This is a genomic window from Tepidibacillus fermentans (genome assembly GCF_004342885.1).
In the GTDB taxonomy this organism is placed as follows: Bacteria; Bacillota; Bacilli; order Tepidibacillales; family Tepidibacillaceae; genus Tepidibacillus; species Tepidibacillus fermentans.
The window spans coordinates 1-24204 of sequence record NZ_SMAB01000011.1 but is presented as its reverse complement, the minus strand read 5'-3'; the positions used below and the strand labels follow the sequence as shown (position 1 = coordinate 24204).

Here is a 24204-nt window from a genome sequence, read left to right as displayed (position 1 = left end):
TGTTCATAATTAAAAAATTTTAGAATCACAAGGAGGAATATCAAATGGTAGAAAAAGTATTTACAGTAAAAAATCCAACAGGACTTCATGCTAGACCTGCAACATTATTAGTACAAAAGGCAAGCTCTTTCCCATGTGAGATCACGATCGTAAAAGGAGATAAACAGGTAAATGCCAAAAGTATTATGGGAATTATGTCGTTAGGTGTTCGACAAGGTGATGAAATTAAAGTAGTTGTAAACGGGGAAAACGAAGATGAGGCACTTCAAGCAATCGGTGAGATCCTAGAATCTGAACACGAATAAGGAGGATAAGCGATGGAATGGAGAGGGATAGCTGCCTCATCTGGAATAGCTATGGGGCCTGCTTTTCTTCTTAAAGAGGAAAAAGTAGATGTCCAAAGATATGAAGTGAATGACATAGAACAAGAAGTGAAACGCTTTGAAGAAAAAGTAAAGCAATCCATCAGCGAGTTGGAAGCGATTCAACAAAAAGCAAAGGAAAAATTAGGAGAAAAAGAAGCGCAGATCTTTGCTGCTCATATTCTCGTTTTGCAAGATCCAGAATATATTGGCGCAGTAAAAGAGAAGATTCAAACCGAATCCATTAACGCAGAAGCCGCATTAAAGGAAATCACAGATCAATTCATTACCATTTTTGAAAGTATGGATAATGAGTACATGAGAGAACGGGCTGCCGATATTCGCGACGTAAGCAGTCGGGTTTTAAAAAGACTTGCTGGAATAGAAGAAAAATCGTTAGAAGACTTCAATGAACCTGTTGTTTTAGTTGCTCACGATCTAACCCCCTCCGATACAGCCCAATTAGATCGGGATAAAGTTGCGGGCTTTGCCACCAATATTGGCGGTCGAACTTCTCATTCGGCGATTATGGCTCGCTCCATGGAAATTCCTGCGGTTGTAGGCTTAAAGAATATTCTTGAAGGGGTAGAAGCTTTAGATTATCTCATTGTCGATGGCATTGAGGGAGTCGTTTATAAAAATCCCACTTCAACGATGATTGAACAATATGCAATAAAGAAAAAAGCTTATGAAGCAGAACTTGCTGAACTAGCGAAGTTGAAGGCAGAGCCTTCGATTACAAAGGATGGTCATCGTGTAGAAGTCGTCGCCAATATTGGTAATCCAAATGATGCAAAAGTTGCTGTTGCCAATGGGGCAGAAGGAATTGGTTTATTCCGCACAGAGTTTTTGTATATGGGAAGAACCGACCTTCCTTCTGAAGAGGAGCAGTTTGAGGCCTATAAACAAGTGGCAGAGATGTTCGCAAAAGAGAACCCAATCGTTATTCGTTCTCTGGATATTGGCGGAGACAAAGAATTGCCTTATCTTGATCTGCCGAAAGAGATGAACCCGTTCCTTGGCTATCGAGCAATTCGACTCTGTTTAGATCGTACCGATATTTTTAAGACACAACTTCGTGCGATTTTGCGTGCAAGTGTCTATGGTAATATTAAACTAATGTATCCGATGATTGCTTCTTTACAGGAATTACGCGAGGCGAACAAGATTCTAGCTGAGGTCAAACAAGAACTAGATCAACAAAATATTCCCTACAATAAGGAAATGGAAGTAGGGATGATGATTGAAATCCCAGCAGCAGCAGTGATTGCAGATCAACTTGCAAAAGAAGTGGATTTCTTCAGTATTGGAACAAATGATTTAATTCAATACACCATGGCTGCCGATCGCATGAATGAGCGTGTCTCTTATTTATATCAACCCTTTAACCCTGCTGTACTGCGATTAATCAATATGGTAATTCAGGCTGCTCATAAAGAGGGAAAATGGGCAGGAATGTGTGGTGAAATGGCTGGTACTATTCCAGCGATCCCGATCTTATTAGGAATGGGATTAGATGAGTTTAGTATGAGTGCTTCATCTGTTCTTAAAGCCCGTTCTTTGATCCGAAAATTAAATGCAGCTGAAATGAAACTCGTTGCGGAAAAAGTTCTGCAAATGGAAACCGCTGAAGAAATTGTACAATATGTTGAGCAAGAGGTCTTGGAAAAAATAAAATAGAAAATTATAAAATCCCCCTTTACAAAATTAATCTTGTCTAGGGGGATTTTATTATATTATTATCGTTATTTCTATTTGTTCTAATTTGACAGTTCAAACGCGAGGGTGATTGATCGACGAGTGCGTCAAACCGACAGGTTTCCCGTCTTTACTTTTTTTATGTGTCGCTTTATAATAATTGTAAATTAAAATAATTGGTAAAATTTAATAAACGTAACAAGGGGAGCCTATAGAGATAGGCTGAGAAAGAAATGTTATTTCTGACCCTTATCACCTGACTTGGGTAATGCCAACGTAGGGAATGTTACACAGTCTTTTATGTGCAAATTCTTTACGGATTTGCACTTTTTTAATTTAAAAGGATTTAGCAAAGGGGGGCGGCGGGAATTTGGTTGTTAATGGTAAAGAAATCACAGGATTTGCAGGAAAAACGGTGGCTGAGTTGTTAAATGAACTTAAACTAAACCAAACACTTGTAGTCGTAGAAATCAATTTTGATATTATACCTAAAGATCAATATGATATAAGAATCCTTCAAGAAACAGATAAAGTAGAAATTGTTAGTGTTGTTGGTGGAGGTTGATTGAAAGATTTTACTACAAGTTCTTATCGATGAAAAAATAAGAAAAAAGGAGTGGGGTTTAGAAATGAGTAAATTAAGTATTGGTGGAGTCGAATTAAAAAGCCGCTTATTCATTGGTACTGGAAAATTTCCTAATCATCAAATTCTACCAGAAGTGATTCAAGCTTCGGAATCACAAGTCATCACGATGGCAATTCGACGTGTAAACTTAGATTCAAAAGAGGAGAATATTCTAGAATATATACCAAAGGACTGTATTTTATTACCAAATACTTCTGGAGCAAGAAATGCACAAGAGGCAGTGAGAATTGCAAGACTTGCTAGAGCAATGGGATTAGGGAACTGGATTAAAATTGAAGTGATCTCGGATAATAAATATCTTTTGCCAGACAATGCAGAAACGATTAAAGCCACCGAGATCTTAGCTAAAGAAGGCTTCGTTGTGCTTCCTTATATGAGTCCCGATTTAATGGCAGCGAAAAGATTAGTAGATGCAGGGGCTGCTGCAGTTATGCCTTTAGGAGCTCCTATTGGAACAAACCGTGGTTTGAAAACAAAAGAGTTAGTTCAAATCATAATCAATGAGATTGATCTCCCAGTGATTGTTGATGCGGGAATTGGAAAACCATCAGAAGCAGCAGAAGCGATGGAAATGGGGGCAGCGGCAGTGTTAGTTAATACAGCCATTGCTACAGCAGAAAATCCCGTCCAAATGGCTAAGGCTTTTTCTTTAGCGGTAAAAGCAGGGTATCTCGCTTACCATGCAAAACTTGCTGAACAACACCAGCTTGCTCAGCCTTCGTCACCTTTAACAGGGTTTTTATATGAAGAGGTGAGATGAAATGGGCTTTTATGATGTATATTCCCAGTATAAGAATATTGACTATCACCAGTTTTATGAAGAATTAACCGACTCAGATATTTTAAAAATCATTCACAAGGATCGTCCAATCAATGAAATTGAATTTCTTGCATTATTATCTCCAAAAGCGGAGAACTATTTAGAATTAATGGCACAAAAGGCTCATACCTTATCCCTTCAACATTTTGGGAAAACCGTTTTATTGTATACTCCCATGTATCTTTCTAACTATTGTACGAATAAATGTACTTATTGTAGTTTTAGTATTGATAACCAAATCAAAAGAAAACAATTAACAGCAGAAGAGATTGAAAAAGAAGCAAAAGCGATCGCAAGTATGGGATTTAAACATCTCTTAATTTTAACAGGAGAATCGAAAAAAGATACACCACTCTCTTACGTGATTGATGCCGTTCACATCTTGAAAAAATATTTTGATTCGATTGGAGTCGAGATTTTCCCATTGACCGTAGAAGAATATCAACAAATGATTGAAGCTGGCGTAGATAGCCTTACCATTTACCAAGAAGTATATGACGAGGAGATTTATCGAAAAGTTCACCTTGCAGGTCGTAAACGTAACTATCATTTCCGACTTGATGCCCCTGAGCGGGGATGCATAGCCAAAATGCGCAATGTCAATATAGGAGCATTATTAGGTTTAGGTGAATGGCGAAGTGAATCCTTTATGACAGGCCTTCATGCGAATTACTTACAAAATAAATACCCTGATGTAGAAATAAGTGTATCTTTTCCAAGAATTCGTCCCCATGTAGGGGTTTTTGAAGATATATATGAAGTAACTGATCAAAATTTAGTACAATTTATGTTAGCGTTACGTATCTTCTTACCTCGTGTAGGGATTACCATTTCGACAAGAGAACGCCAAGGATTCCGCGAGAATTTGATTCCCTTAGGGGTAACAAGAATGTCTGCAGCTTCTTCTACAGAAGTAGGTGGACATTCAATAGAAGATGCGGGGGATGGACAATTTGAGATTGATGATAAACGAAGTCTGGAAGAAGTAAGAGCAGCGATTTTCAAAAAAGGGTATCAACCGATTTTTAAAGATTGGGTAAGGATATGAGGATTAATGTTATATTTAATTACGAATCGAAAAATTGTAAAAAAAGAAAGTTTCATAGGGGTCATCGAGCAAGCGGTATATGGTGGTGTCGATGTCATCATTTTGCGAGAAAAAGATCTATCTATTGAGGAACTATTCCCCTTGGCTTTAAAAATAAGAGAAATCACAAAGAATAATGGAGTTAAGTTGGTGATTAACCATCATTTAGAAGTGGCAAAAGAAGTGCATGCGGACGGTTTTCATACGAGTTATGAAAACTTTATGAAAACAAATATCGACTTTCCTAGTATCATAGGAGTTTCGATTCACCATTTGCTAGAAGCGAAAAAAGTTGAGAAAAAAGCGAATTATCTTCTTGCAGGGCATGTTTTTGAGACAGATAGCAAGAAAGGGCTTAAACCAAGGGGGATATCCTTTATTGAAAATCTAAAACAAGAAGTTCATATTCCTATTGTAGCCTTAGGGGGAATTCATTTACACAATATTGAACAATTACTTATAAGAGGAATCGATCATATTGCAGTCATGTCGGCGATTATGTCATCGGAAGACCCTTATCAAACGACAAAAAATTTGAAAAACAAAATGAAGAAATTTAATCATCAAAGCGAAGCGTGAGCATTAGTTGTTCACGCTCTTTTTTATGTGCGCCCAGCATGGGCGCAAACTAAACCTATACACCTAATACAAGAATCTTTGTCCTGTTTATGTTATACTATTTTATAGGAAATCGTGTAAAGTTGGAGGCTACTATGGACAAACAAAATCGCATGACAGCCAAACAAAAGAATAACGTGATTCCAATGGCTTTCGATGCGGATTTTTTCTTCGAAAGGGCTATGCATTACCTTGAACAACATAACTACACAAAGGTCTTAAAATACCTTTGGAAAAGTGTTGAATATGATTCCAGTAATCCTGTGCATTATTGTAATATTGCTGGAATTTTAGCAGAGATGGGAAGATTTGAAGAATCCACTCGACTTTTACTATATGTTGTTGAAAAACTAGATCCGAATCTGAAAGAGTGTTACTTTTATTTAGCTAGTAATTATACCTATCTAGATGATTTGGAGTCTTCCTACCACTATGTAAAGTACTATCTTGAAATTGATCCTAATGGGGAATACGCAGATGAAGCGAAAGAAATGCTAGACTATGTGGCCTATGAGTTAGAACTATCTGAAGAACAAAGAGAAAACGATAATATGCAATTATTGATTTGGCATCGTCAGGCAAAGCGTGCCATTGAAGAGGGAAAATATTATGAAGCCATCAAACTGTTACTAAGAATCTTAGAAATTAATCCTGACTTTATCATTGCACGCAATAATTTATCACTTGCCTATTTTTACATGGGGAATGTAAATAAAGCGATCGAGCAAGCAGAGTTGGTTTTAGAAAGGGAACAAACTAATATTCATGCACTAGCAAACCTTGCGATTTATTATCATCATTTGCAAGATAAAAAGCGATATGAAAACTATCTCACGATACTAAAAAAAGTTGTTCCATTTCATCGAGAAGGTTTATATAAATTAGCCACTACCTTTGGAATCTTAGGGGAGGATGAATTTTCCTTTAAATATCTGAAAAAGATGATTAAGGATGGTATAGGGGATTGGCTAGTATTTCATTACGGTGCAATTGCTGCATTCAATACAAAGCGTTATGAGATCGCTGCGAAATGGTGGAAACAACTGTTAGTCAATCGTCCATCAAAAGTAGCTGAGTTTTATTTAGAACTTTTAAATTGGATTGAAAAAGAACCGAATGGACAATTACCCAACCTTCCTTATCTTCATCAAGTTCCATTTCCCGATTGGTTGGATACCATTGAAGAAGACCCTGTGCAATATTTTCATCAATCTTTTTTACGCTTCGTCATATTGCGAAGTTTGAAATATGGAGATGAGTTAACGAAGGAACGAGCTGTTGCGATCCTTTATTTTGTTGAAGCTGAGGATACAGAGGAGATTCTCCGTCAACTATTAGTCGATGATCAGCAATCTTTCTCTTTAAAGAAAAAGGTGCTTTTCATTCTAGAAGATATGGATGCGATTCCACCTTATCGACTAAAATGGAATTTACGATTGATCGATAAAGGCCGACTAACTCCTGAGAAAAAACATTGGAAACCATCTTGGATAAAAGTAATGGAAATTCTTGAAGAAGAAATGATCGAAAGATATTCTTTTTTGGAAATTCTTCATGCAAAGGAACTATGGTATCACTTTCTCGCCAAAACGATACCAGATACACCGCAAATTCGTAAGGCAGAAGGATGGGCAGCTGCAATAGAATATATGATTAGCTATCTTCGTGAGAAGCCAATGACGATTGAAAGATTAGGAGAACGATATCTCGTATCTGATCTTACGATTTTGAAAAATATAAAACGGCTTCAAGAAGTCTTATCCTCTACCTACCCATCGAATGAAATTCATCGGTTCAATTAATTTGGACTGATTTTTTTCTATCAGATGGTGAAAATAAGGAGGAACATTCCCACTTCTGACCACTAAACCTAATGTCTGCATTTTATACCCCTTGGGGTACTCGACAATTATGTCAGAATTGAGTAAGATATATATTATGATTTGAGAATAAATAACATTGTTTTATATAAAGGAGGTTATGGATACTTATGAGTGAAGAGAAAGTATATGATGTTGCCATTATCGGTGCGGGTCCTTCAGGAATGACTGCTGCAGTTTACACCTCACGTGCGAATTTAAAAACAGTGATGATTGAAAGAGGTATTCCAGGTGGCCAAATGGCAAATACGGAAGAGATTGAGAACTACCCAGGTTTTGATAGTATCCTTGGTCCGGAACTTGCAAATAAAATGCTTGATCATGCGAAAAAGTTTGGAACCGAATATGCATATGGAGACGTACAAGAGATTGTGGATGGAACTCCATATAAGATTGTAAAAACAGGAAATGGAGACTATAAAGCAAAGGCAGTGATTATAGCAACGGGGGCAAAACCACGTTTGCTTGGTGTACCAGGTGAAAAAGAATTATCTGGTCGTGGTGTTTCTTATTGCGCTGTTTGTGATGGGGCATTCTTCAAAGGAAAAGAATTAGTGGTAGTAGGCGGCGGAGATTCAGCAGTAGAAGAGGCTGTATTCTTAACGAAATACGCTTCAAAGGTAACCATTATCCATCGCCGAGACCAATTTAGGGCACAAAAGATTTTACAAGATCGTGCATTTAAAAACGAAAAAATTGAATATATCTGGAATACCACAGTTGAAGAAATTCTTGGAGAAAATCGCGTAGAAGGGGTTCGAATCAAAAATAAAGTAACTGGGGAAGTTAAAGATTTTCCAGCCCAAGGTGTGTTTATCTATGTTGGAATGGATCCATTAACTGAACCATTTAAAAAACTTGGTATTACAAATGAAGCAGGATATATTCTAACCAATGATAATATGGAAACAAAAATTCCTGGTATTTTTGCATCAGGAGATGTAAGAGAAAAAACGCTACGACAAGTAGTCACAGCTACTGGAGATGGTAGTATTGCAGCAATGGCTGCTCAACACTATATTGAAAGTCTAGAGGATTAAAAAGAATAGATTGTTACAAAGAATTAAAATTTTTGTAACATACGCGTAATATATAGGGGGTATAATAAGATTGAACATTGAAATGACCCCCTTTTCTATATAGAAAAATGTATGCATGGTATCTCGGCCATGCTATTTTTTTGTGTTAGGAGTATGGAAGGGTGAAAGATTGTTAATATAAGAATAACGTGCTATTCTTTATATGGAATCATTTCGGAATAATGACTTTGTCTCAAAGTGTAGGATGAAGTCAGTCATCGAGGTGAAGATTGTGAAACGAGTAACAAATTGTATCCTACAAAATGGGAACCAAATTTTAATGTTACAAAAACCGAGACGAGGTTGGTGGGTGGTTCCTGGTGGAAAAGTTGAACCGAAGGAAAGCCTTCAAGAATCTGTGAAAAGAGAATTTTATGAAGAAACGAATCTTGTTCTCGAAGATCCTCAACTACGTGGAATTTTTTCAATTATCATTGAAGATAACGGAGTTTTTGTTGAGGAATGGATGCTTTTCACTTATTATGCATCCAAATTCAGAGGAGCATTGAAAAAGGATTGTGAAGAAGGTATCCTTGAATGGAAAAATATCAACCAAATACTCTCTTTGCCAAAAGCAAAAGGAGATAATATTTATTTTGAACATATTTTTTCATCGGATCAATTAATCACAGGTAAATTTATTTACACGCCTGATTATGATTTGATCTCTTATCATATTGATCCTCTTTATCAACATAAAGTAGTGACAGTTTAAATCATGCAATAGAATGGAGAACAGTTATGGAAAAGAAAGAAATCTATATTGGCATTGATTTAGGTGGAACAACCATTAAAATGGGTTTGATTTCTGACAAGGGAGAATTATTGGAACAACTTGAAATCCCAACTCGTACAAAGGAAGGCTATCAAACCATTATAGAAGATATTGTCCAACATTCAAAAAAATTGGTATCAGAGACCGGTTTTGAATGGGAGAACGTAAAGGGGATGGGTATTGGTATCCCAGGCCTATTAGATATCGAAAGTGGGATCGTTCGAATGGCACCCAATCTTCACTGGACAGATATTCCGATTAAACAAATTCTTGAGGAGAAATTACAGATCCTTGTTCAAATTGAAAACGACGGAAATATCGCTGCGCTTGGCGAGACATGGATGGGTGCAGGAAAAGGGTATAAACATGTCGTTATGGCTACTATTGGCACTGGGATTGGTGCAGGAATTATTGTAAATGGCCAAATTCTTCATGGAAAAAGTGGAATGGCTGCAGAATTAGGGCATATTCCAATATCCGATAAAGGAATCGTCTGTGGTTGTGGAAACGTTGGTTGTCTTGAAACTGTCTCTTCAGCCACTGGTATCATTCGTATGGCACAAGAAGTGGTAAAGAACAGAAAAAATTCTTTACTCACAGAACGTTTTGAGGGAAAACTAGATCAAATTACCGCAAAAAGTGTGTTTGATGCTGCAAAAGAAAAAGATAAAGAGGCGGTTGCGATTGTAGAAGAAGCGGCCCATCTATTAGGAAAGGCTTTAGCGACAGTTGCTAACTTATTTGATCCTGAGATCATCATTATTGGCGGTGGGGTTTCGAAAGCTGGGGTTATTTTATTTGATCCTATTCGCGAGGCATTTTATCAATATGGGTTAAAAAATATTGTGAAGAATGTTCAAGTCGTACCAGCAACTTTAGGAAATACTGCAGGCATGATCGGGGCAGCTGCTTTATTTCATGTATAAGTTATGCAAAGAAGCCATAGATATGATTTATGGCTTCTTTTTCTCTATATGGAATCACAAAAGCTAACGAATGTTTTCACAATATAAGTTTGATATTATAATGGTAGATAGCTAAGAAAGATGAGGGTGAACAGAATGAGTGAGGGTCCAATTCATTTAATTATCATTACGGGTATGTCAGGTGCGGGGAAAACAGTTGCCATTCAAAGTTTAGAGGATATTGGATTTTTTTGTGTAGATAATTTACCACCTGTCTTTATTCCTACTTTTGTTGATTTAATGATCCAATCAGGTGGGAAAATTAATCGAGTTGCTTTGGTGATCGATTTAAGGGGCCGTGAGTTTTTTGAGAACCTATCAGAATCTTTGAAGGCGTTAGACCAAAATGAAAATATTCGCTATCAAATTCTCTTTTTAGATGCTGATGATAAGACACTGGTACGTAGATACAAAGAAACCAGAAGAAGACATCCTTTATCTTCAAAGACATCACCGATAGAAGGCATTACAGCAGAAAGAAAATTATTAGAAGAATTAAAAGGAAAAGCAAATGATCTTATTGATACAAGTGCATTAAAACCAAGTCAATTAAGAGAAAAAATCCTTGCTCGTTTTGGTGAGATTGAAAAAAATCGTTTGTCGGTTCATGTGGTTTCTTTTGGGTTTAAATATGGAATACCGATCGATGCGGATCTTGTTTTTGATGTTCGCTTTTTAGCTAATCCTCATTATGTAGATTCTTTACGTCCGCAAACAGGTCTCGATCAGCCTGTCTATGAATATGTGATGAAATGGCCGGAAACCCAAGAGTTTATTACGAAATTAAAGGATTTTCTCCATTTCCTTGTACCGAAGTATCAAAAAGAGGGAAAAAGTCAACTTGTGATTGCCATTGGCTGTACAGGTGGAAAACACCGTTCGGTGGCAATTGCAGAATATATTGCCCACTCACTTGAAAAAGAATGGAATGTAAGCGTTCAACATAGAGATATAGAAAAAGACCGATGAGGAGTCAAAAATCAATGGAATCGAAACAACATAAGGTGGTGGCCATAGGTGGAGGGACCGGGCTATCAGCCATCTTAAGAGGATTAAAGAAAAAAAATCTTGATATCACAGCGATTGTAACGGTTGCTGATGATGGGGGCAGTTCGGGCAAATTACGTGATCAGTTAGATATGCTTCCACCAGGGGATATTCGTAATGTTCTGATTTCTCTTGCCGATACAGAACCTTTGTTAGAAAAAGTTTTACAATATCGCTTTCAACAAGGAGAAGGTCTTGCTGGGCATAATCTGGGCAATTTATTACTTGCTGCTTTACAAGACATGACTGGAGATTTTGTTTCTGCGATCAAAGAGTTAAGTCGTGTATTGGCTGTCAAAGGGAAAGTACTCCCCGCAACATTGCAACAAGTCTCACTCATTGCAGAATTTACGGATGGGACGAGGATAAAAGGGGAGTCAAGAATACCAACAACGGGTAAATCGATTAAACAGGTATATATTGTACCTCATGATGTAGAACCATTGGATGAGGCCATTGAAGCAATCCAAAAGGCAGATGCGATTTTAATCGGTCCAGGTAGTCTCTATACAAGTATTATTCCAAATCTTCTCGTAAAGGGTATAAAAGATGCGATACTCGCAGCTAAAGGGAAAAAAATTTTTATTTGTAATGTAATGACCCAACCTGGAGAAACGGATCATTATCAAGCCATTGATCACGTAAAGGCCGTGGAAAAACATGTTGGAGAGCGTTTTATTGATTATGTGATTGTCCAAAATGGGAAAATTCCAGCTAAAATGATAGAACGCTATCGTCAACAGGGTGCAGAGCCAGTAAAAGCGAATATTGAGATTCTAGAATCACAAGGGTATAAAGTCGTTGCAGATCAATTCTTAAAATATAATACTTATCTACGCCATAATGCAGATAAATTAAGTGATCGAATCATCATGATCTTGGAAGGTAAAGGAAATCAATCGAGTGAAAAGAATTGAGGTGATCCTATGTCCTTTGCCTCAGAAACAAAGAAGGAACTCACCTATGTTTTTGGAGAAAATCGGAAGTCGAAATTAGCGGAGCTATCTGCAATTGTAAAAATGAATGGAAGCGTACAGGTTAGTAATCAACGTTTTAAATTAGAGATTATGACAGAAAATGCGGCAATTGCGAGAAAGATATATACTTTAATTAAAGAGCTTTTTCAGATCCATGCTGAATTATTAGTTCGAAAAAAGATGCGATTAAAGAAAAACAATATTTATCTTGTCCGTGTTCCAATTAAAGTAGAAGAGATCCTAGAAGAACTTGCGATTGTTGAAAGTGGATTTACTTTTTATCCAGGGATTAAAAGAACAATTGTTCCAGACACTGACAGTAAAAGAGCTTATCTTCGCGGCGCATTTTTAGCAGGTGGTTCAATCAATCATCCAGAAAGCTCGTCTTACCATTTAGAAATTTCATCAAATGATTATAACCATGTTATTGATCTTTGTAAATTATGTAATGAATTTGGGTTAAATGCCAAATGGACAGAGCGCAAAAAAGGTTTTTTTATGTACATTAAAGAAGGAGAAAAAATAACTGAATTTCTTAGCAATATTGGTGCACATCAAGCGCTATTCAAATTTGAGGATGCACGAATTGTAAAAGATATGCGGAATTCTGTGAATCGTTTGGTCAATTGTGAAACTGCGAACTTGAATAAGACGATAGGGGCTGCGATGAGGCAGATTGAAAATATAAAATTAATCGAGAAAGAAATTGGTTTAGAGAATTTACCTGTGAAATTAAAAGAAATTGCAGAATTGCGTTTGCGTTATCCTGAATTAAATCTTACCGAATTAGGGCAACTGCTTCCAAGTGGAAAAGTAAGCAAATCAGGGATAAATCATCGGTTACGTAAATTAGAAGAATTAGCGAACAAATTGCGGGGCCATCTGTAATTATTTGCTAAAGTCATGGTATAATAAGTAAAAGACGATAGGGGGACGTAAATAATGATCAAAAAAACAGTTGTTGTAAAATTAAAGACGGGCTTGCGTGCTAGACCTGCAGCATTATTTGTTCAAGAGGCAAATCGGTATTCTTCTGAAATTATGGTTGAAAGAGAAGATAAGAGAGTAAATGCGAAAAGCATTATGGGAATTATGAGTTTAGCGATTAATACAGGAGCGGAAATTACAATTATTGCTGATGGTAGTGATGAACAACAAGCAGTTGAAAACTTGACTGAATTGTTAAGTAAAGAGGAATAATAAATGGTTATAATAAATAGAATAATAAGTGGGAAAATGCTGTGGTCTTCACAGCTTTTTTCATTACAACACATTGGTTCATTGACATGGATGAAACATCGTATTAGTATAATCCCAAATAAGAGAAAAGGAGATATGGGAGAAAATGAACGTAGTCAATAGTATTGTCGAATTAATTGGACAAACTCCAATTGTTAAATTACAACATCATGATGAAAATTCTGCAGATATTTATATAAAATTAGAGTTCATGAATCCTGGAGGTAGTGTGAAAGACCGTATTGCTTTACAAATGATTCTGGATGCAGAGGCAGAGGGAAAATTAAAACCAGGAGACACGATTATTGAGGCAACAAGTGGAAATACAGGAATTGGAGCCGCAATGGTAGCTGCTGCTAGGGGTTATCATACAATTATTGTAATGCCGGAAACAATGAGTAATGAGCGGAAAAATCTTTTACGCGCTTACGGGGCAAAACTGATTTTGACCCCTGGAACTGAGGGAATGTCTGGGGCAGTGAAAGTGGCTGAGAATCTAGCGAAAGAGAAAGGGTACTTTTTATTACGCCAATTTGAAAATCCTTCTAACCCCAAAGTACATCGATTAACCACTGCAAAGGAAATTCTTGAGCAAATGGATGGGAAAATCGATGCCTTTGTAGCCGGTATCGGAACAGGTGGTACAATTACTGGAGTTGGTGAAGTGTTAAAAGAACGAGTTCCTCATATTCAGATTATTGGCATCGAACCAAAGGATTCCCCTGTTTTATCTGGGGGAAAACCAGGACCTCACAAATTACAAGGTTTAGGGGCAGGATTTATTCCAAAAACATTGAATACGGAAATTTATGATGAAGTGATTCAAGTTACCACCGAAGAAGCATTTGAAACTGCTAGAGAATTAGCGAGGACAGAAGGAATTCTGGGGGGGATTTCAACTGGTGCCGCTGTATTTGCAGCGAAAAAAGTTGCGATTCGTTTAGGGAAAGGGAAAAATGTTGTGGTCATCTCTCCAAGCAACGGTGAACGTTATCTCAGTACGCCACTTTATAATTTTGAGGATCAAAGATAAGAAATAAGAAAAGGTTAGGTTCGAAAATTAGAACCTAACCTTTTTTAGTTTGGAGTTATTGCGTTGGAGTATACAAACTCTCATCTTCGTAGCTTTTATGTTCTAACACTTATAGAACGTAGAAGCCAGAAACGATGGTCTAGCCTTGTATGATCTAACACTGCTCTAACCTTACGGTTTTGCTTGAATAAACAGATGGTTGGAAAATTGCTTGCTAAAGTCGCAGCTTTTAGATCACACAAGATTATAAAGATATGGTTTACTTCGCTTTTGGAGCTGAAGTAATAATATCATCGATTAATCCATATGCTTTTGCTTCTTCAGCTGTAAGGAAATTGTCACGATCTGTATCTCTTTCGATTCTCTCAAGCGGTTGCCCAGTTCGTTCACTTAGAATTTGATTTAAGCGTTTTTTCATTTCGAGGATACGTCTCGCATGGATTTCAATATCACTTGCTTGACCTTGTGCTCCGCCGAGAGGTTGATGAATCATCACTTCACTGTTAGGTAAAGCAAACCGTTTTCCTTTTGCTCCAGCAGCTAAGAGAAATGCTCCCATTGATGCAGCCATTCCAACGGCAATCGTAGACACGTCAGCTTTAATAAATTGCATCGTATCATAGATCGCCATTCCAGCAGTGATTGATCCCCCTGGAGAGTTGATATATAGATAAATGTCTTTATCAGGATTTTCGGATTCTAGGAATAATAATTGGGCAACGACAGAATTTGCTACAACATCATCAATCGGACTACCTAAAAAGATGATTCGGTCTTTTAACAATCTTGAGTAGATGTCATAAGCACGTTCCCCACGGTTCGTTTGTTCAATGACATATGGTACAAAATAACTCATTCAATGAGCTCCTCCTTTTTCAGAAAGTTTCTTTCATTCTATAGAATATGTTTCTATATTCTTATCATACATCATTGGTCAGTAAAGGTCAAAGATTAAGTGTGATTAAATTTACCATCACTATTTTTGACTTGTTTTGATAAAATAAACCTACAAGAAATAAGTTTGTGATGTATAAAAAAAGAGCTTTTTTAAAAGCTCCATTTTCCAACGATTCGTTATGTAATTTTATTATATAAAAAATGGCGCGCTCGGAGGGACTCGAACCCCCGCAAAACCTGGCTCCGGAGGCCAGTGCTCTATCCAACTGAGCTACGAGCGCAATTAAAACAAAATTTATTATACAATTAGTGAAAAGAAAAATCAACTTTAAATAGGTGATATGATGCAGATGGATTATGGTCTTTATCAACAACAAACACAAAAACTGATGATGACTCCTGAATTACGCCAAGCAATTACTATTTTACAGTATCCAGCAATTGAGTTGATGGAGTATATTCAAGAACAGATCATAGAAAACCCTGTCCTTGATATTGATGAGAGAGAATGGGAACGGTATCGTTATCTCTATCAAAATAGTCGAGGGATTCCATCAGTTGCTCATTCGAATGATGAAGGAAGAAATATATGGGATACAATTGCTTCACCAGAAGATAACTTGGAAGAATATTTATTGCAACAAGGAAGACTTTTAAATTTAGACGCCAAAAAGTTACAAATCTTAGCATTCTTAATCGGCAATCTTGATGAACTGGGTTATTTTACTATGTCATTACGTGAAGTAGCAGAAATATTAAAGGTACAAGAGGAAGAAGTAGAGCAAATGCTTACGTTGTTAAAGTCTTTTGATCCTATTGGAATCGGTTCAAGAGATCTACGAGAATTTTTGCTTATTCAATTAAAACAGATGGAGCCTTACGACGAAAAAGCAATTCAAGTTGTAGAACACCACTTAACAGATTTAGGAGAAAAGAAATTTACGAAAATCGCCCGAAAAATGAAAATTTCTCCAGAAGAAGTACAACAAATTGCCGATTTGATAAAAACATTGAAACCAAAGCCAGTTTTCGGCTTTGAAAAAGGGCAAACCCGTTATATATTACCTGATATCTTTGTAGAAGAAGTAGAAGGAGAATGGATTATCATTGTGAATGATACACTTGTTCCCAGACTTCGGATGAATCCTTATTATTCCAAATTCATTGAAGATCGGCAGATGAATGTAGAAGCAGTGAAATTTGTCATGGATAAATGGAATCAAGCTACATGGTTAATCAAAAGTATTGAGAGGAGAAGAGATACTCTATATAGGGTAACAAGAGAAATTATCGAAGTACAAAAGGATTTTTTTACTACTCATCGGTTGAAACCGCTAACATTAAAAGATATTGCTGAAAAAACAGGAATTCATGAGTCAACCGTCAGTCGAGCGATCGCAAATAAATATGTTCAAACACCAAAGGGAACCTTTGAACTCAAATTCTTTTTTACTCATGGTATCACAGCAAAAAACGGTGAATTCACATCTGTGAATGAAGTGAAAAGACAACTTCAGGAATTGATCGAAAATGAGGACAAAAGAAAGCCTTATTCTGATCAAAAACTAACAGAGCTTTTAAACCAAAAAGGGGTGGAAATTTCGCGAAGAACGGTTGCGAAATATAGAGAAGAGCTTGAGATTCCATCCTCAGCCAAAAGAAAAAGATATAATTAGGGGTTGCCAATTGATTCGTTTCTCGCTATGATGATTAAGAGAAATGAATTTTTTTTACTCTTAGTGGGACATAATATGTAAATGCGGGACTATTTTAGACCAAGGGGACGTTTACATTGGATTTATTACAACTTCAATTAAAATTAGTACCTGATATATTAGAAGAAATGAAAAAACGTTATAAGATATTGCATCTTATCTCGATGATGCAACCCATAGGAAGAAGAAGTTTGTCTCAGTCCCTTGGAATTAGCGAACGAATATTACGTGCCGAAGTTGATTTTTTAAAACAACAAGGTCTTATCGATGTGGATAATATTGGTATGAAATTGAGCCAAGATGGAGTTGAAGTTTTACATAAAGTTTCCCCATACATCAAAAAATTATTTGGTTTGAACGATTTAGAAAAAGAGTTGGAAAATAAACTTCAACTTAAGAAGGTTATTATCATTCCAGGAGACGTTGATCATGATCCATTAGTAAAGAAAGAAATTGGTAAAGCGACCGCCTATTTGATGAGACAATATATCGAAGAGAATGATATTGTTGCTTTAACAGGTGGTTCAACAATCGCTGAAGTAGCAGAGATGATGCCTGAATTCCCACATTTACATTCTGTATTATTTGTTCCAGCCCGAGGAGGGATAGGTGAAAATCATGAATATTTGGCCAATACATTAGTCTCTACTATGGCCAAAAAAACGGGGGGATCATATCGGTTACTCCATATACCAGATCAACTCAGTGAAGAAGCTTATCATTCGCTGATGAATGAAGAATATGTTCAAGAAATTTTATCGGTGATTCGTTCAGCTCGAATGGTGGTTCATGGGGTTGGACAAGCTAAAATTATGGGAATTCGCAGAAGAATGCCTACTGAGGTTATGCAACTACTTGAAAAGAAAAAAGCAGTTGGTGAAGCATTTGGTTACTATTTTGATCAAGAGGGGGACATTGTCTATAAAATGAAGACAATCGGATTAACCCTTGATGATCTCGCGCATATCCCATATATTATTGCCGTTGCGGGAGGAAAAAATAAAGCTAGAGCGATATTGTCTGTTCTCCGTCATAATATTAAACAAATGTTGGTAACAGATGAAGGAGCTGCTAGAGAGATTCTTAATCTTCTATAACAACTATACATCTATCTTTATAGATTTTAGTATAGTTTTTTCACTAAATTATTAATATTACAAGGAGGAATTTTTTATGGTGAAAGTTGGAATTAATGGTTTTGGTCGTATTGGTAGAAATGTTTTCCGTGCGGCATTAAACAATCCAGATATTGAAGTTGTTGCCGTAAATGATTTAACAGATGCAAAAATGTTAGCTCATCTTTTAAAATATGACTCTGTTCATGGTAAACTTGATGCAAAAGTTGAGGTAGTTGAAGGTGGATTTACTGTAGACGGAAAATTGGTAAAAGTTATTGCTGAAAGAGATCCTGCCAATCTTCCTTGGAAAGAACTTGGAGTAGAAATTGTCGTTGAGTCTACTGGACGTTTTACCAATGCTGAAGATGCTAAGAAACATTTAGAAGCAGGTGCTAAGAAGGTTATCATTTCTGCCCCAGCGAAAAATGAAGATATTACCGTTGTTATGGGTGTAAACCATGAAAAATATGACCCAGCAAAACATCACATTATCTCTAATGCTTCTTGTACAACAAACTGTCTTGCACCATTTGCAAAAGTACTCCATGAGAATTTTGGAATCAAGCGCGGTTTGATGACAACTGTTCACTCTTATACCAACGATCAACAAATTTTAGACTTACCACATAAAGATTATCGTCGTGCCCGTGCAGCGGCAATGTCCATTATCCCTACAACGACTGGTGCCGCAAAAGCTGTTTCCCTTGTTTTACCAGAATTAAAAGGCAAATTAAATGGATTTGCAATGCGTGTACCTACTGCAAATGTGTCTGTCGTTGATTTAGTAGCAGAACTTGAAAAAGAGGTAACGGTTGAAGAAGTAAATGCTGCATTAAAGAAAGCTGCAGAAGGAGAATTAAAAGGAATTCTTCAATATTCCGAGGAACCATTAGTCTCCATTGATTATAATCACGATCCACATTCTTCTAGTATCGATGCTCTTTCCACGATGGTTATGGAGGGTTCGATGGTAAAAGTAGTTTCTTGGTATGACAATGAATGGGGTTATTCTAACCGTGTTGTTGACTTAGCAGCTTATATTGCAAAAAAAGGGATTTAACGATAAATAGAGAATAATTATAAAGTATTGTGCAAAAGAGGAGATGCTAATTCTCCTCTTCAATGCTTCATTAGGAGGAATGAAAGAATGAATAAGAAATCCGTTCGCGATATTGATTTGAGGGGAAAAAGAGTTTTTTGTCGCGTTGATTTCAATGTCCCAATGCAAGAAGGGCAAATCACAGATGATACCCGTATCAAAGCAGCAGTACCTACCATTCAGTACATTATTGATCAGGGTGGAAAAGCAATCTTAGCGAGTCATCTAGGTAGACCTAAAGGGAAAGTTGTTGAAGAAATGAGATTAACCCCTGTTGCGAAAAGACTTTCCGAACTTTTAGGAAAAGAGGTAAAGAAGCTGGATGAAGCGATTGGCGAAAATGTAAAAGCTGCGATTGCTGCAATGAATGATGGAGATGTGATTTTACTAGAAAATGTACGTTTTTATGCAGGTGAAGAAAAAAATGATCCAGAGTTAGCCAAAGCTTTTGCAGAATTAGCCGATGTCTATGTAAATGATGCGTTTGGTGCTGCTCACCGCGCACATGCGTCAACTGAAGGGATCGCGCACTATCTTCCTGCAGTTGCTGGTTTCTTGATGCTAAAAGAGATTGAAATATTGGGTAAAGCATTATCTAATCCAGAACGTCCATTTACAGCAATTATTGGTGGAGCAAAGGTTAAAGATAAAATCGGAGTGATTGAAAATTTATTAGAAAAAGTTGATAATTTAATTATAGGTGGCGGTTTAGCGTATACCTTTGTCAAAGCCCAAGGACATGAAATCGGAAAATCACTTCTAGAAGAGGATAAAATTGAACTTGCTAAATCATTTATGGAAAAAGCAAAGGAAAACGGTGTTCGTTTCTTAATGCCAATCGATGCAGTTGTCGCTGATGAATTTTCTGAAAATGCGAATACTAAGGTCGTTGATATTACAGAAATACCTGCAGATTGGGAAGCTCTAGATATCGGTCCGAAAACAGTAGAATTATATCAACAAGTGATCATGGATTCTAAGTTGGTCATCTGGAATGGGCCAATGGGTGTATTTGAAATGGATGCTTTTGCCAAGGGAACCAATGCGATAGCAGAAGCTATGGCAAAGACAAATGCAACAACGATTATTGGTGGTGGAGATTCAGCTGCTGCTGTTGAAAAAGCAGGTTATGCCGACCAAATGACGCATATTTCAACAGGAGGTGGAGCTTCACTGGAGTTTATGGAGGGTAAAGAATTACCCGGTGTTGTAGCATTAAATGATAAGGAATAGGTGATAAAATGCGTACTCCAATTATCGCTGGCAATTGGAAAATGAATAAAACAATTGTGGAAACAAAAGCATTTTTAGATGAAATAAAAGACTTCGCAGTTGATGGTGTGGAAGCTGTTTTATGTGTTCCTTATACAGACCTAGCTATCGTTAAAGAAAATATAGGAGATTATATAAAGATTGGCTCTCAAAATATTCACTGGGCAGAAACAGGTGCTTTTACTGGTGAAATTAGCCCATTAATGTTAAAAGAATTGAGAGTTGAATATGCAATAATCGGACATTCTGAACGTCGAGAAATGTTTGGTGAAACAGATGAAACCGTTAATAAACGCGTCCACGCTGCATTTAAACATGGAATTACTCCGATTGTTTGTGTGGGCGAAAAATTAGAAGAACGAGAAGCAGGTAAAACAAAAGAAATTGTCAAAAAACAGACGATAGCAGCAATCAAAGATCTTGCTTCTGAACAGGTAAAACAATTAGTCATCGCCTACGAACCTATTTGGGCGATAGGGACAGGAAAATCTTCAACTGCAGAAGATGCAAATGAAGTCATTGGTTTTATCCGCCAAGTCATTGCGGATCAATATGATCAACAAGTAGCTAATGAGGTTCGCGTTCAATATGGGGGAAGTGTGAAGCCAGAAAACATTAGCACTTATCTGAATCAACCAGAGATTGATGGTGCATTGGTCGGGGGAGCTAGCTTAGATCCTACATCTTTCAAATCATTAGTTGAGGGTGGTAAATAATTTTTTGAGAATGGAGAGTGAATGTTCATGACTCGACCAAAACCAGTCGCTTTGATTATTTTAGATGGATTTGGATTAAGGGATGAAGTTAAAGCAAACGCGATCGCACAGGCAAATAAGCCGAATTTTGACCGCTATTTAAGTGAATTTCCTCATACCCAACTAGGTGCTAGTGGTATGTCTGTAGGATTACCAGATGGGCAAATGGGGAATTCTGAAGTTGGACACTTAAATATTGGAGCTGGTCGTATTGTTTACCAAGAGCTTACAAGAGTAACTAAGTCGATTGAAGAAGGTACTTTTTTCAAAAATGAAGTGTTTCTTCATGCCATTCAACATGTGAAAGAAAAAAATAAAAAATTACATCTTTATGGGCTCGTTTCTGATGGAGGTGTTCATAGTCACATCCAACATCTATTTGCCCTATTAGAATTGGCAAAACGTGAAGAAGTGAAAGAGGTTTATGTTCATGCCTTCTTAGATGGAAGAGACGTTGCACCCGATAGTGCGATTGAATATATTCGCCAACTTCAGGAAAAAATGAATCAGCTGGGCGTTGGCCAAATTGCAACGATCCAAGGTCGCTATTACGCAATGGATCGTGATAAACGTTGGGAACGTACGGAAAAAGCCTATCGTGCGATGGTTTATGGCGAAGGCCCACATTATACCGATCCAATCAAGGCGATTCGTGAATCCTATGAAAAAAGTGTATTTGACGAATTTGTGATGCCAACTGTAATCGTTGATGATCATGATCGACCTGTTGGCTTGATCGAAGATGAAGATGCTATCATCTTCTTTAACTTCCGACCAGACCGTGCGATTCAAATCTCTCAAGTCTTTACAAATAAAGACTTCCGTGGATTTGATCGTGGCGATAAATTCCCAAAAAACGTTTATTATGTGACATTAACCCATTTTAGTGAAACGGTAGATGGTTATGTCGCTTATAAGCCAACAAACTTAGACGATACGTTTGGTGAAATCGTTAGTCGTAATGGGTTGAAACAATTACGTATTGCTGAAACCGAAAAGTATCCTCATGTTACCTATTTCTTTAGCGGTGGACGTGAGGCTGAATTTGAAGGCGAAACAAGAATTTTAATTCCATCTCCAAAAGTAGCCACTTATGACCTGAAACCTGAGATGAGCGCATATGAAGTGACAGATGCCGTCTTAAAAGAAATTGAGGCAGACAAACATGATGTGATTATCTTAAATTTTGCGAACCCTGATATGGTTGGTCATTCAGGAAAATTAGAACCAACGATTCGAGCCATTGAGGCTGTTGATGAAAACTTGGGCAAAGTCGTTGATGCAGTTTTAGCTAAAGGTGGTATAGCTTTGATTACCGCAGATCACGGAAATGCGGATCATATGGAAGATGATCAAGGGAATCCAATTACTTCTCATACAACAAATCCTGTACCATTTATTGTAACTAAGAAAGATGTACAACTTCGTGAAGGTGGGGTATTAGCTGATATTGCCCCAACGATGCTAAAAATTTTGGGAATTGAACAACCTGAAGAAATGACAGGGAAATCGATCATTATCTAAGAATTAGGTTTTTGTTTATATTACAATCTACGAGTTGTGTTTTTACATAAGCAGCGACTTTCAGGAATGTCTTTCTCACTTATTCTATTAATCAGAGAGACACGGATGACGGAGCTGCGTTGTAAAACATAATTCTAGCTACATAGTCTTAGTTAAAAAAAAGTGATTAAGGAGTGGACATTGTGACAATTATTTCTGATGTTTATGCACGTGAAGTACTTGATTCACGTGGAAATCCAACTGTTGAAGTTGAAGTCGTTCTTGAATCAGGAGCGATGGGAAGAGCGATTGTACCATCTGGTGCCTCTACTGGTGCTCATGAAGCTGTTGAATTAAGAGATGGTGATAAAGATCGTTATCTAGGGAAAGGTGTTTTAAAAGCTGTCGAAAATGTAAACAACATCATTGCTCCAGAAATCATTGGAATGGATGCTCTCGATCAAGTAGGGATTGATGAGTATCTCATTCAGTTAGACGGAACACCGAACAAGAGTAAATTAGGTGCTAATGCTATTCTAGGTGTATCTATGGCAGTAGCTCGTGCAGCCGCAGATGCTTTAGGAGTACCATTATATGCTTATCTTGGTGGATTCAATGCGAAGACGTTACCTGTTCCAATGATGAACATTCTAAATGGTGGTAAACATGCTGATAACAACGTAGATATTCAAGAATTCATGGTTATGCCAGTAGGTGCAGAAAGCTTCCGTGAAGCATTACGTATGGGTGCTGAAATCTTCCATAGCTTAAAATCTGTATTAAAAGGAAAAGGATTAAATACTGCTGTTGGTGATGAAGGTGGATTCGCTCCAAATTTATCTTCCAACGAAGAAGCAATCTCTACAATTATTGAAGCGATTGAAAAAGCAGGCTACAAACCAGGTGAAGATGTATACATTGCTCTTGATGTGGCTTCCAGTGAAATTTATAAAGATGGTAAATATCATTTTGAAGGTGAAGGAGTCGTTCGTACAACCGATGAGATGATCGACTTCTATGAGCAGCTTCTAAATAAATATCCAATTATCTCAATTGAAGATGGTTTAGCAGAGGATGATTGGGAAGGATGGAAGAAGCTCACTGAACGTCTAGGTAAGAGAGTACAACTTGTTGGTGATGACTTATTTGTAACCAACACTGAGCGTTTATCTCAAGGAATCGAAAAAGGTACTGCGAACTCAATCTTAATCAAAGTAAACCAAATTGGTACCTTAACCGAAACATTTGATGCGATTGAAATGGCAAAACGCGCTGGTTATACTGCTGTTATTTCTCACCGTTCCGGCGAAACCGAAGATTCCACGATTGCGGATATTGCGGTAGCAACCAATGCGGGGCAAATCAAAACAGGTGCACCATCTCGTACAGATCGTGTAGCGAAATACAATCAATTATTACGCATCGAAGATGAATTGGCTTATATTAGCCGCTACGGTGGTAAGAAAGCTTTTTACAATTTAAAGTTCTAAGACAAAAAAAGTAGCACTTCTTAAAGTGCTACTTTCAGCTTGTAGACAAAGTCCCTAACTAGTGGCCAAATCTACAGGTTTTTTTGTATAATAGGGATAGAATTCTTGGTTAACGGGGGAAATTTAGGA

General features: G+C 37.2%; 23 protein-coding genes, 1 tRNA gene and 1 riboswitch. Of the genes, 22 read left to right on the top strand and 2 right to left on the bottom strand.

Annotated features, from left to right (window positions below; translation table 11 throughout):
• Positions 1-44 precede the first annotated feature (44 nt).
• The 15 genes from EDD72_RS07870 to cysK all read left to right on the top strand — a co-directional run bounded on the left by EDD72_RS07870 (position 45) and on the right by cysK (position 14226).
• Positions 45-305, top strand: coding sequence for an HPr family phosphocarrier protein (locus tag EDD72_RS07870; protein WP_132769057.1), 261 nt, complete (start codon positions 45-47; stop codon positions 303-305).
• 12 nt (positions 306-317) lie between these two features.
• The gene (gene ptsP, locus EDD72_RS07865) at positions 318-2042 is read left to right on the top strand and encodes a phosphoenolpyruvate--protein phosphotransferase (protein WP_132769055.1); all 1725 of its coding nucleotides are present in this window, start codon (positions 318-320) and stop codon (positions 2040-2042) included.
• 209 nt (positions 2043-2251) lie between these two features.
• Positions 2252-2361, top strand: a riboswitch (TPP riboswitch).
• Between the two features lie 69 nt (positions 2362-2430).
• Positions 2431-2625 carry a sulfur carrier protein ThiS gene (thiS, locus tag EDD72_RS07860; protein WP_132769052.1) on the top strand — a complete coding sequence of 65 codons (195 nt, stop codon included), beginning with the start codon at positions 2431-2433 and terminating at the stop codon, positions 2623-2625.
• A 64-nt stretch (positions 2626-2689) separates the two neighbouring features.
• A complete protein-coding gene (locus EDD72_RS07855) occupies positions 2690-3466 on the top strand; it encodes a thiazole synthase (protein ID WP_132769050.1) in 777 nt (258 codons plus the stop codon).
• A 1-nt stretch (position 3467) separates the two neighbouring features.
• Positions 3468-4574 (top strand): 2-iminoacetate synthase ThiH, encoded by a 1107-nt coding sequence (gene thiH / locus EDD72_RS07850; protein ID WP_132769047.1) that lies wholly within the window; start codon positions 3468-3470, stop codon positions 4572-4574.
• A 6-nt stretch (positions 4575-4580) separates the two neighbouring features.
• Positions 4581-5192, top strand: a complete 612-nt coding sequence (gene thiE, locus EDD72_RS07845) for a thiamine phosphate synthase (RefSeq protein ID WP_132769045.1) — start codon at positions 4581-4583, stop codon at positions 5190-5192.
• 134 nt (positions 5193-5326) lie between these two features.
• Complete coding sequence (locus EDD72_RS07840; protein WP_132769043.1) at positions 5327-7033, top strand: tetratricopeptide repeat protein; 1707 nt, start codon at positions 5327-5329, stop codon at positions 7031-7033.
• Positions 7034-7221: 188 nt separating this feature from the next.
• Positions 7222-8151, top strand: coding sequence for a thioredoxin-disulfide reductase (gene trxB, locus EDD72_RS07835; RefSeq protein ID WP_132769041.1), 930 nt, complete (start codon positions 7222-7224; stop codon positions 8149-8151).
• A gap of 244 nt (positions 8152-8395) precedes the next feature.
• Positions 8396-8905, top strand: a complete 510-nt coding sequence (locus tag EDD72_RS07830) for an NUDIX hydrolase (RefSeq protein ID WP_243643806.1) — start codon at positions 8396-8398, stop codon at positions 8903-8905.
• 26 nt (positions 8906-8931) lie between these two features.
• The gene (locus EDD72_RS07825) at positions 8932-9891 is read left to right on the top strand and encodes an ROK family glucokinase (RefSeq protein WP_132769039.1); all 960 of its coding nucleotides are present in this window, start codon (positions 8932-8934) and stop codon (positions 9889-9891) included.
• A 135-nt stretch (positions 9892-10026) separates the two neighbouring features.
• A complete protein-coding gene (gene rapZ, locus EDD72_RS07820) occupies positions 10027-10899 on the top strand; it encodes an RNase adapter RapZ (protein WP_132769037.1) in 873 nt (290 codons plus the stop codon).
• A 14-nt stretch (positions 10900-10913) separates the two neighbouring features.
• Positions 10914-11894 (top strand): gluconeogenesis factor YvcK family protein, encoded by a 981-nt coding sequence (locus EDD72_RS07815; protein WP_132769035.1) that lies wholly within the window; start codon positions 10914-10916, stop codon positions 11892-11894.
• A gap of 9 nt (positions 11895-11903) precedes the next feature.
• Positions 11904-12842 (top strand): DNA-binding protein WhiA, encoded by a 939-nt coding sequence (gene whiA, locus EDD72_RS07810; protein ID WP_132769033.1) that lies wholly within the window; start codon positions 11904-11906, stop codon positions 12840-12842.
• Positions 12843-12896: 54 nt separating this feature from the next.
• The gene (locus EDD72_RS07805; RefSeq protein WP_132769031.1) at positions 12897-13154 is read left to right on the top strand and encodes an HPr family phosphocarrier protein; all 258 of its coding nucleotides are present in this window, start codon (positions 12897-12899) and stop codon (positions 13152-13154) included.
• Positions 13155-13299: 145 nt separating this feature from the next.
• On the top strand, positions 13300-14226 hold the full coding sequence (cysK, locus tag EDD72_RS07800; RefSeq protein WP_132769029.1) for a cysteine synthase A: 927 nt from the start codon (positions 13300-13302) through the stop codon (positions 14224-14226).
• Between the two features lie 259 nt (positions 14227-14485).
• On the opposite strand, the gene clpP is transcribed toward cysK, so the two are convergent.
• Both clpP and EDD72_RS07790 read right to left on the bottom strand, forming a co-directional pair.
• Complete coding sequence (gene clpP / locus EDD72_RS07795; protein WP_132769027.1) at positions 14486-15082, bottom strand: ATP-dependent Clp endopeptidase proteolytic subunit ClpP; 597 nt, start codon at positions 15080-15082, stop codon at positions 14486-14488.
• 243 nt (positions 15083-15325) lie between these two features.
• Positions 15326-15404: transfer RNA gene (locus tag EDD72_RS07790), tRNA-Arg, on the bottom strand.
• Positions 15405-15467: 63 nt separating this feature from the next.
• Here EDD72_RS07790 and rpoN point away from each other — a divergent pair.
• From rpoN to eno, 7 genes are all read left to right on the top strand, one after another.
• A complete protein-coding gene (rpoN, locus tag EDD72_RS07785) occupies positions 15468-16799 on the top strand; it encodes an RNA polymerase factor sigma-54 (RefSeq protein WP_132769145.1) in 1332 nt (443 codons plus the stop codon).
• Between the two features lie 116 nt (positions 16800-16915).
• Positions 16916-17935: a sugar-binding transcriptional regulator gene (locus EDD72_RS07780; RefSeq protein ID WP_341539469.1), complete on the top strand. Its 1020-nt coding sequence runs from the start codon at positions 16916-16918 to the stop codon at positions 17933-17935.
• Positions 17936-18011: 76 nt separating this feature from the next.
• The gene (locus EDD72_RS07775) at positions 18012-19016 is read left to right on the top strand and encodes an ArsJ-associated glyceraldehyde-3-phosphate dehydrogenase (protein WP_132769025.1); all 1005 of its coding nucleotides are present in this window, start codon (positions 18012-18014) and stop codon (positions 19014-19016) included.
• An 87-nt stretch (positions 19017-19103) separates the two neighbouring features.
• Positions 19104-20288 (top strand): phosphoglycerate kinase, encoded by a 1185-nt coding sequence (locus tag EDD72_RS07770; RefSeq protein ID WP_132769023.1) that lies wholly within the window; start codon positions 19104-19106, stop codon positions 20286-20288.
• 8 nt (positions 20289-20296) lie between these two features.
• Positions 20297-21043: a triose-phosphate isomerase gene (gene tpiA / locus EDD72_RS07765; protein ID WP_132769021.1), complete on the top strand. Its 747-nt coding sequence runs from the start codon at positions 20297-20299 to the stop codon at positions 21041-21043.
• A gap of 27 nt (positions 21044-21070) precedes the next feature.
• A complete protein-coding gene (gene gpmI, locus EDD72_RS07760; RefSeq protein ID WP_132769019.1) occupies positions 21071-22606 on the top strand; it encodes a 2,3-bisphosphoglycerate-independent phosphoglycerate mutase in 1536 nt (511 codons plus the stop codon).
• Between the two features lie 182 nt (positions 22607-22788).
• Entirely contained in the window at positions 22789-24075 is a 1287-nt protein-coding gene (gene eno, locus EDD72_RS07755; RefSeq protein ID WP_132769017.1) for a phosphopyruvate hydratase, read from the top strand.
• Positions 24076-24204 lie beyond the last annotated feature (129 nt).

Bases quoted from the DNA above. Each gene is read 5' to 3' on its own strand.
- thiH (WP_132769047.1), top strand. From the start codon at position 3,468: ATGGGCTTTTATGATGTATATTCCCAGTATAAGAATATTGACTATCAC.
- EDD72_RS07815 (WP_132769035.1), top strand. From the start codon at position 10,914: ATGGAATCGAAACAACATAAGGTGGTGGCCATAGGTGGAGGGACCGGG.
- EDD72_RS07775 (WP_132769025.1), top strand. From the start codon at position 18,012: ATGGTGAAAGTTGGAATTAATGGTTTTGGTCGTATTGGTAGAAATGTT.
- trxB (WP_132769041.1), top strand. From the start codon at position 7,222: ATGAGTGAAGAGAAAGTATATGATGTTGCCATTATCGGTGCGGGTCCT.
- cysK (WP_132769029.1), top strand. From the start codon at position 13,300: ATGAACGTAGTCAATAGTATTGTCGAATTAATTGGACAAACTCCAATT.
- EDD72_RS07770 (WP_132769023.1), top strand. From the start codon at position 19,104: ATGAATAAGAAATCCGTTCGCGATATTGATTTGAGGGGAAAAAGAGTT.
- tpiA (WP_132769021.1), top strand. From the start codon at position 20,297: ATGCGTACTCCAATTATCGCTGGCAATTGGAAAATGAATAAAACAATT.
- rpoN (WP_132769145.1), top strand. From the start codon at position 15,468: ATGCAGATGGATTATGGTCTTTATCAACAACAAACACAAAAACTGATG.
- EDD72_RS07855 (WP_132769050.1), top strand. From the start codon at position 2,690: ATGAGTAAATTAAGTATTGGTGGAGTCGAATTAAAAAGCCGCTTATTC.
- whiA (WP_132769033.1), top strand. From the start codon at position 11,904: ATGTCCTTTGCCTCAGAAACAAAGAAGGAACTCACCTATGTTTTTGGA.
- EDD72_RS07830 (WP_243643806.1), top strand. From the start codon at position 8,396: ATGAAGTCAGTCATCGAGGTGAAGATTGTGAAACGAGTAACAAATTGT.
- ptsP (WP_132769055.1), top strand. From the start codon at position 318: ATGGAATGGAGAGGGATAGCTGCCTCATCTGGAATAGCTATGGGGCCT.
- thiE (WP_132769045.1), top strand. From the start codon at position 4,581: ATGTTATATTTAATTACGAATCGAAAAATTGTAAAAAAAGAAAGTTTC.
- clpP (WP_132769027.1), bottom strand. From the start codon at position 15,082: ATGAGTTATTTTGTACCATATGTCATTGAACAAACGAACCGTGGGGAA.
- EDD72_RS07825 (WP_132769039.1), top strand. From the start codon at position 8,932: ATGGAAAAGAAAGAAATCTATATTGGCATTGATTTAGGTGGAACAACC.
- EDD72_RS07805 (WP_132769031.1), top strand. From the start codon at position 12,897: ATGATCAAAAAAACAGTTGTTGTAAAATTAAAGACGGGCTTGCGTGCT.
- rapZ (WP_132769037.1), top strand. From the start codon at position 10,027: ATGAGTGAGGGTCCAATTCATTTAATTATCATTACGGGTATGTCAGGT.
- EDD72_RS07840 (WP_132769043.1), top strand. From the start codon at position 5,327: ATGGACAAACAAAATCGCATGACAGCCAAACAAAAGAATAACGTGATT.
- EDD72_RS07870 (WP_132769057.1), top strand. From the start codon at position 45: ATGGTAGAAAAAGTATTTACAGTAAAAAATCCAACAGGACTTCATGCT.
- gpmI (WP_132769019.1), top strand. From the start codon at position 21,071: ATGACTCGACCAAAACCAGTCGCTTTGATTATTTTAGATGGATTTGGA.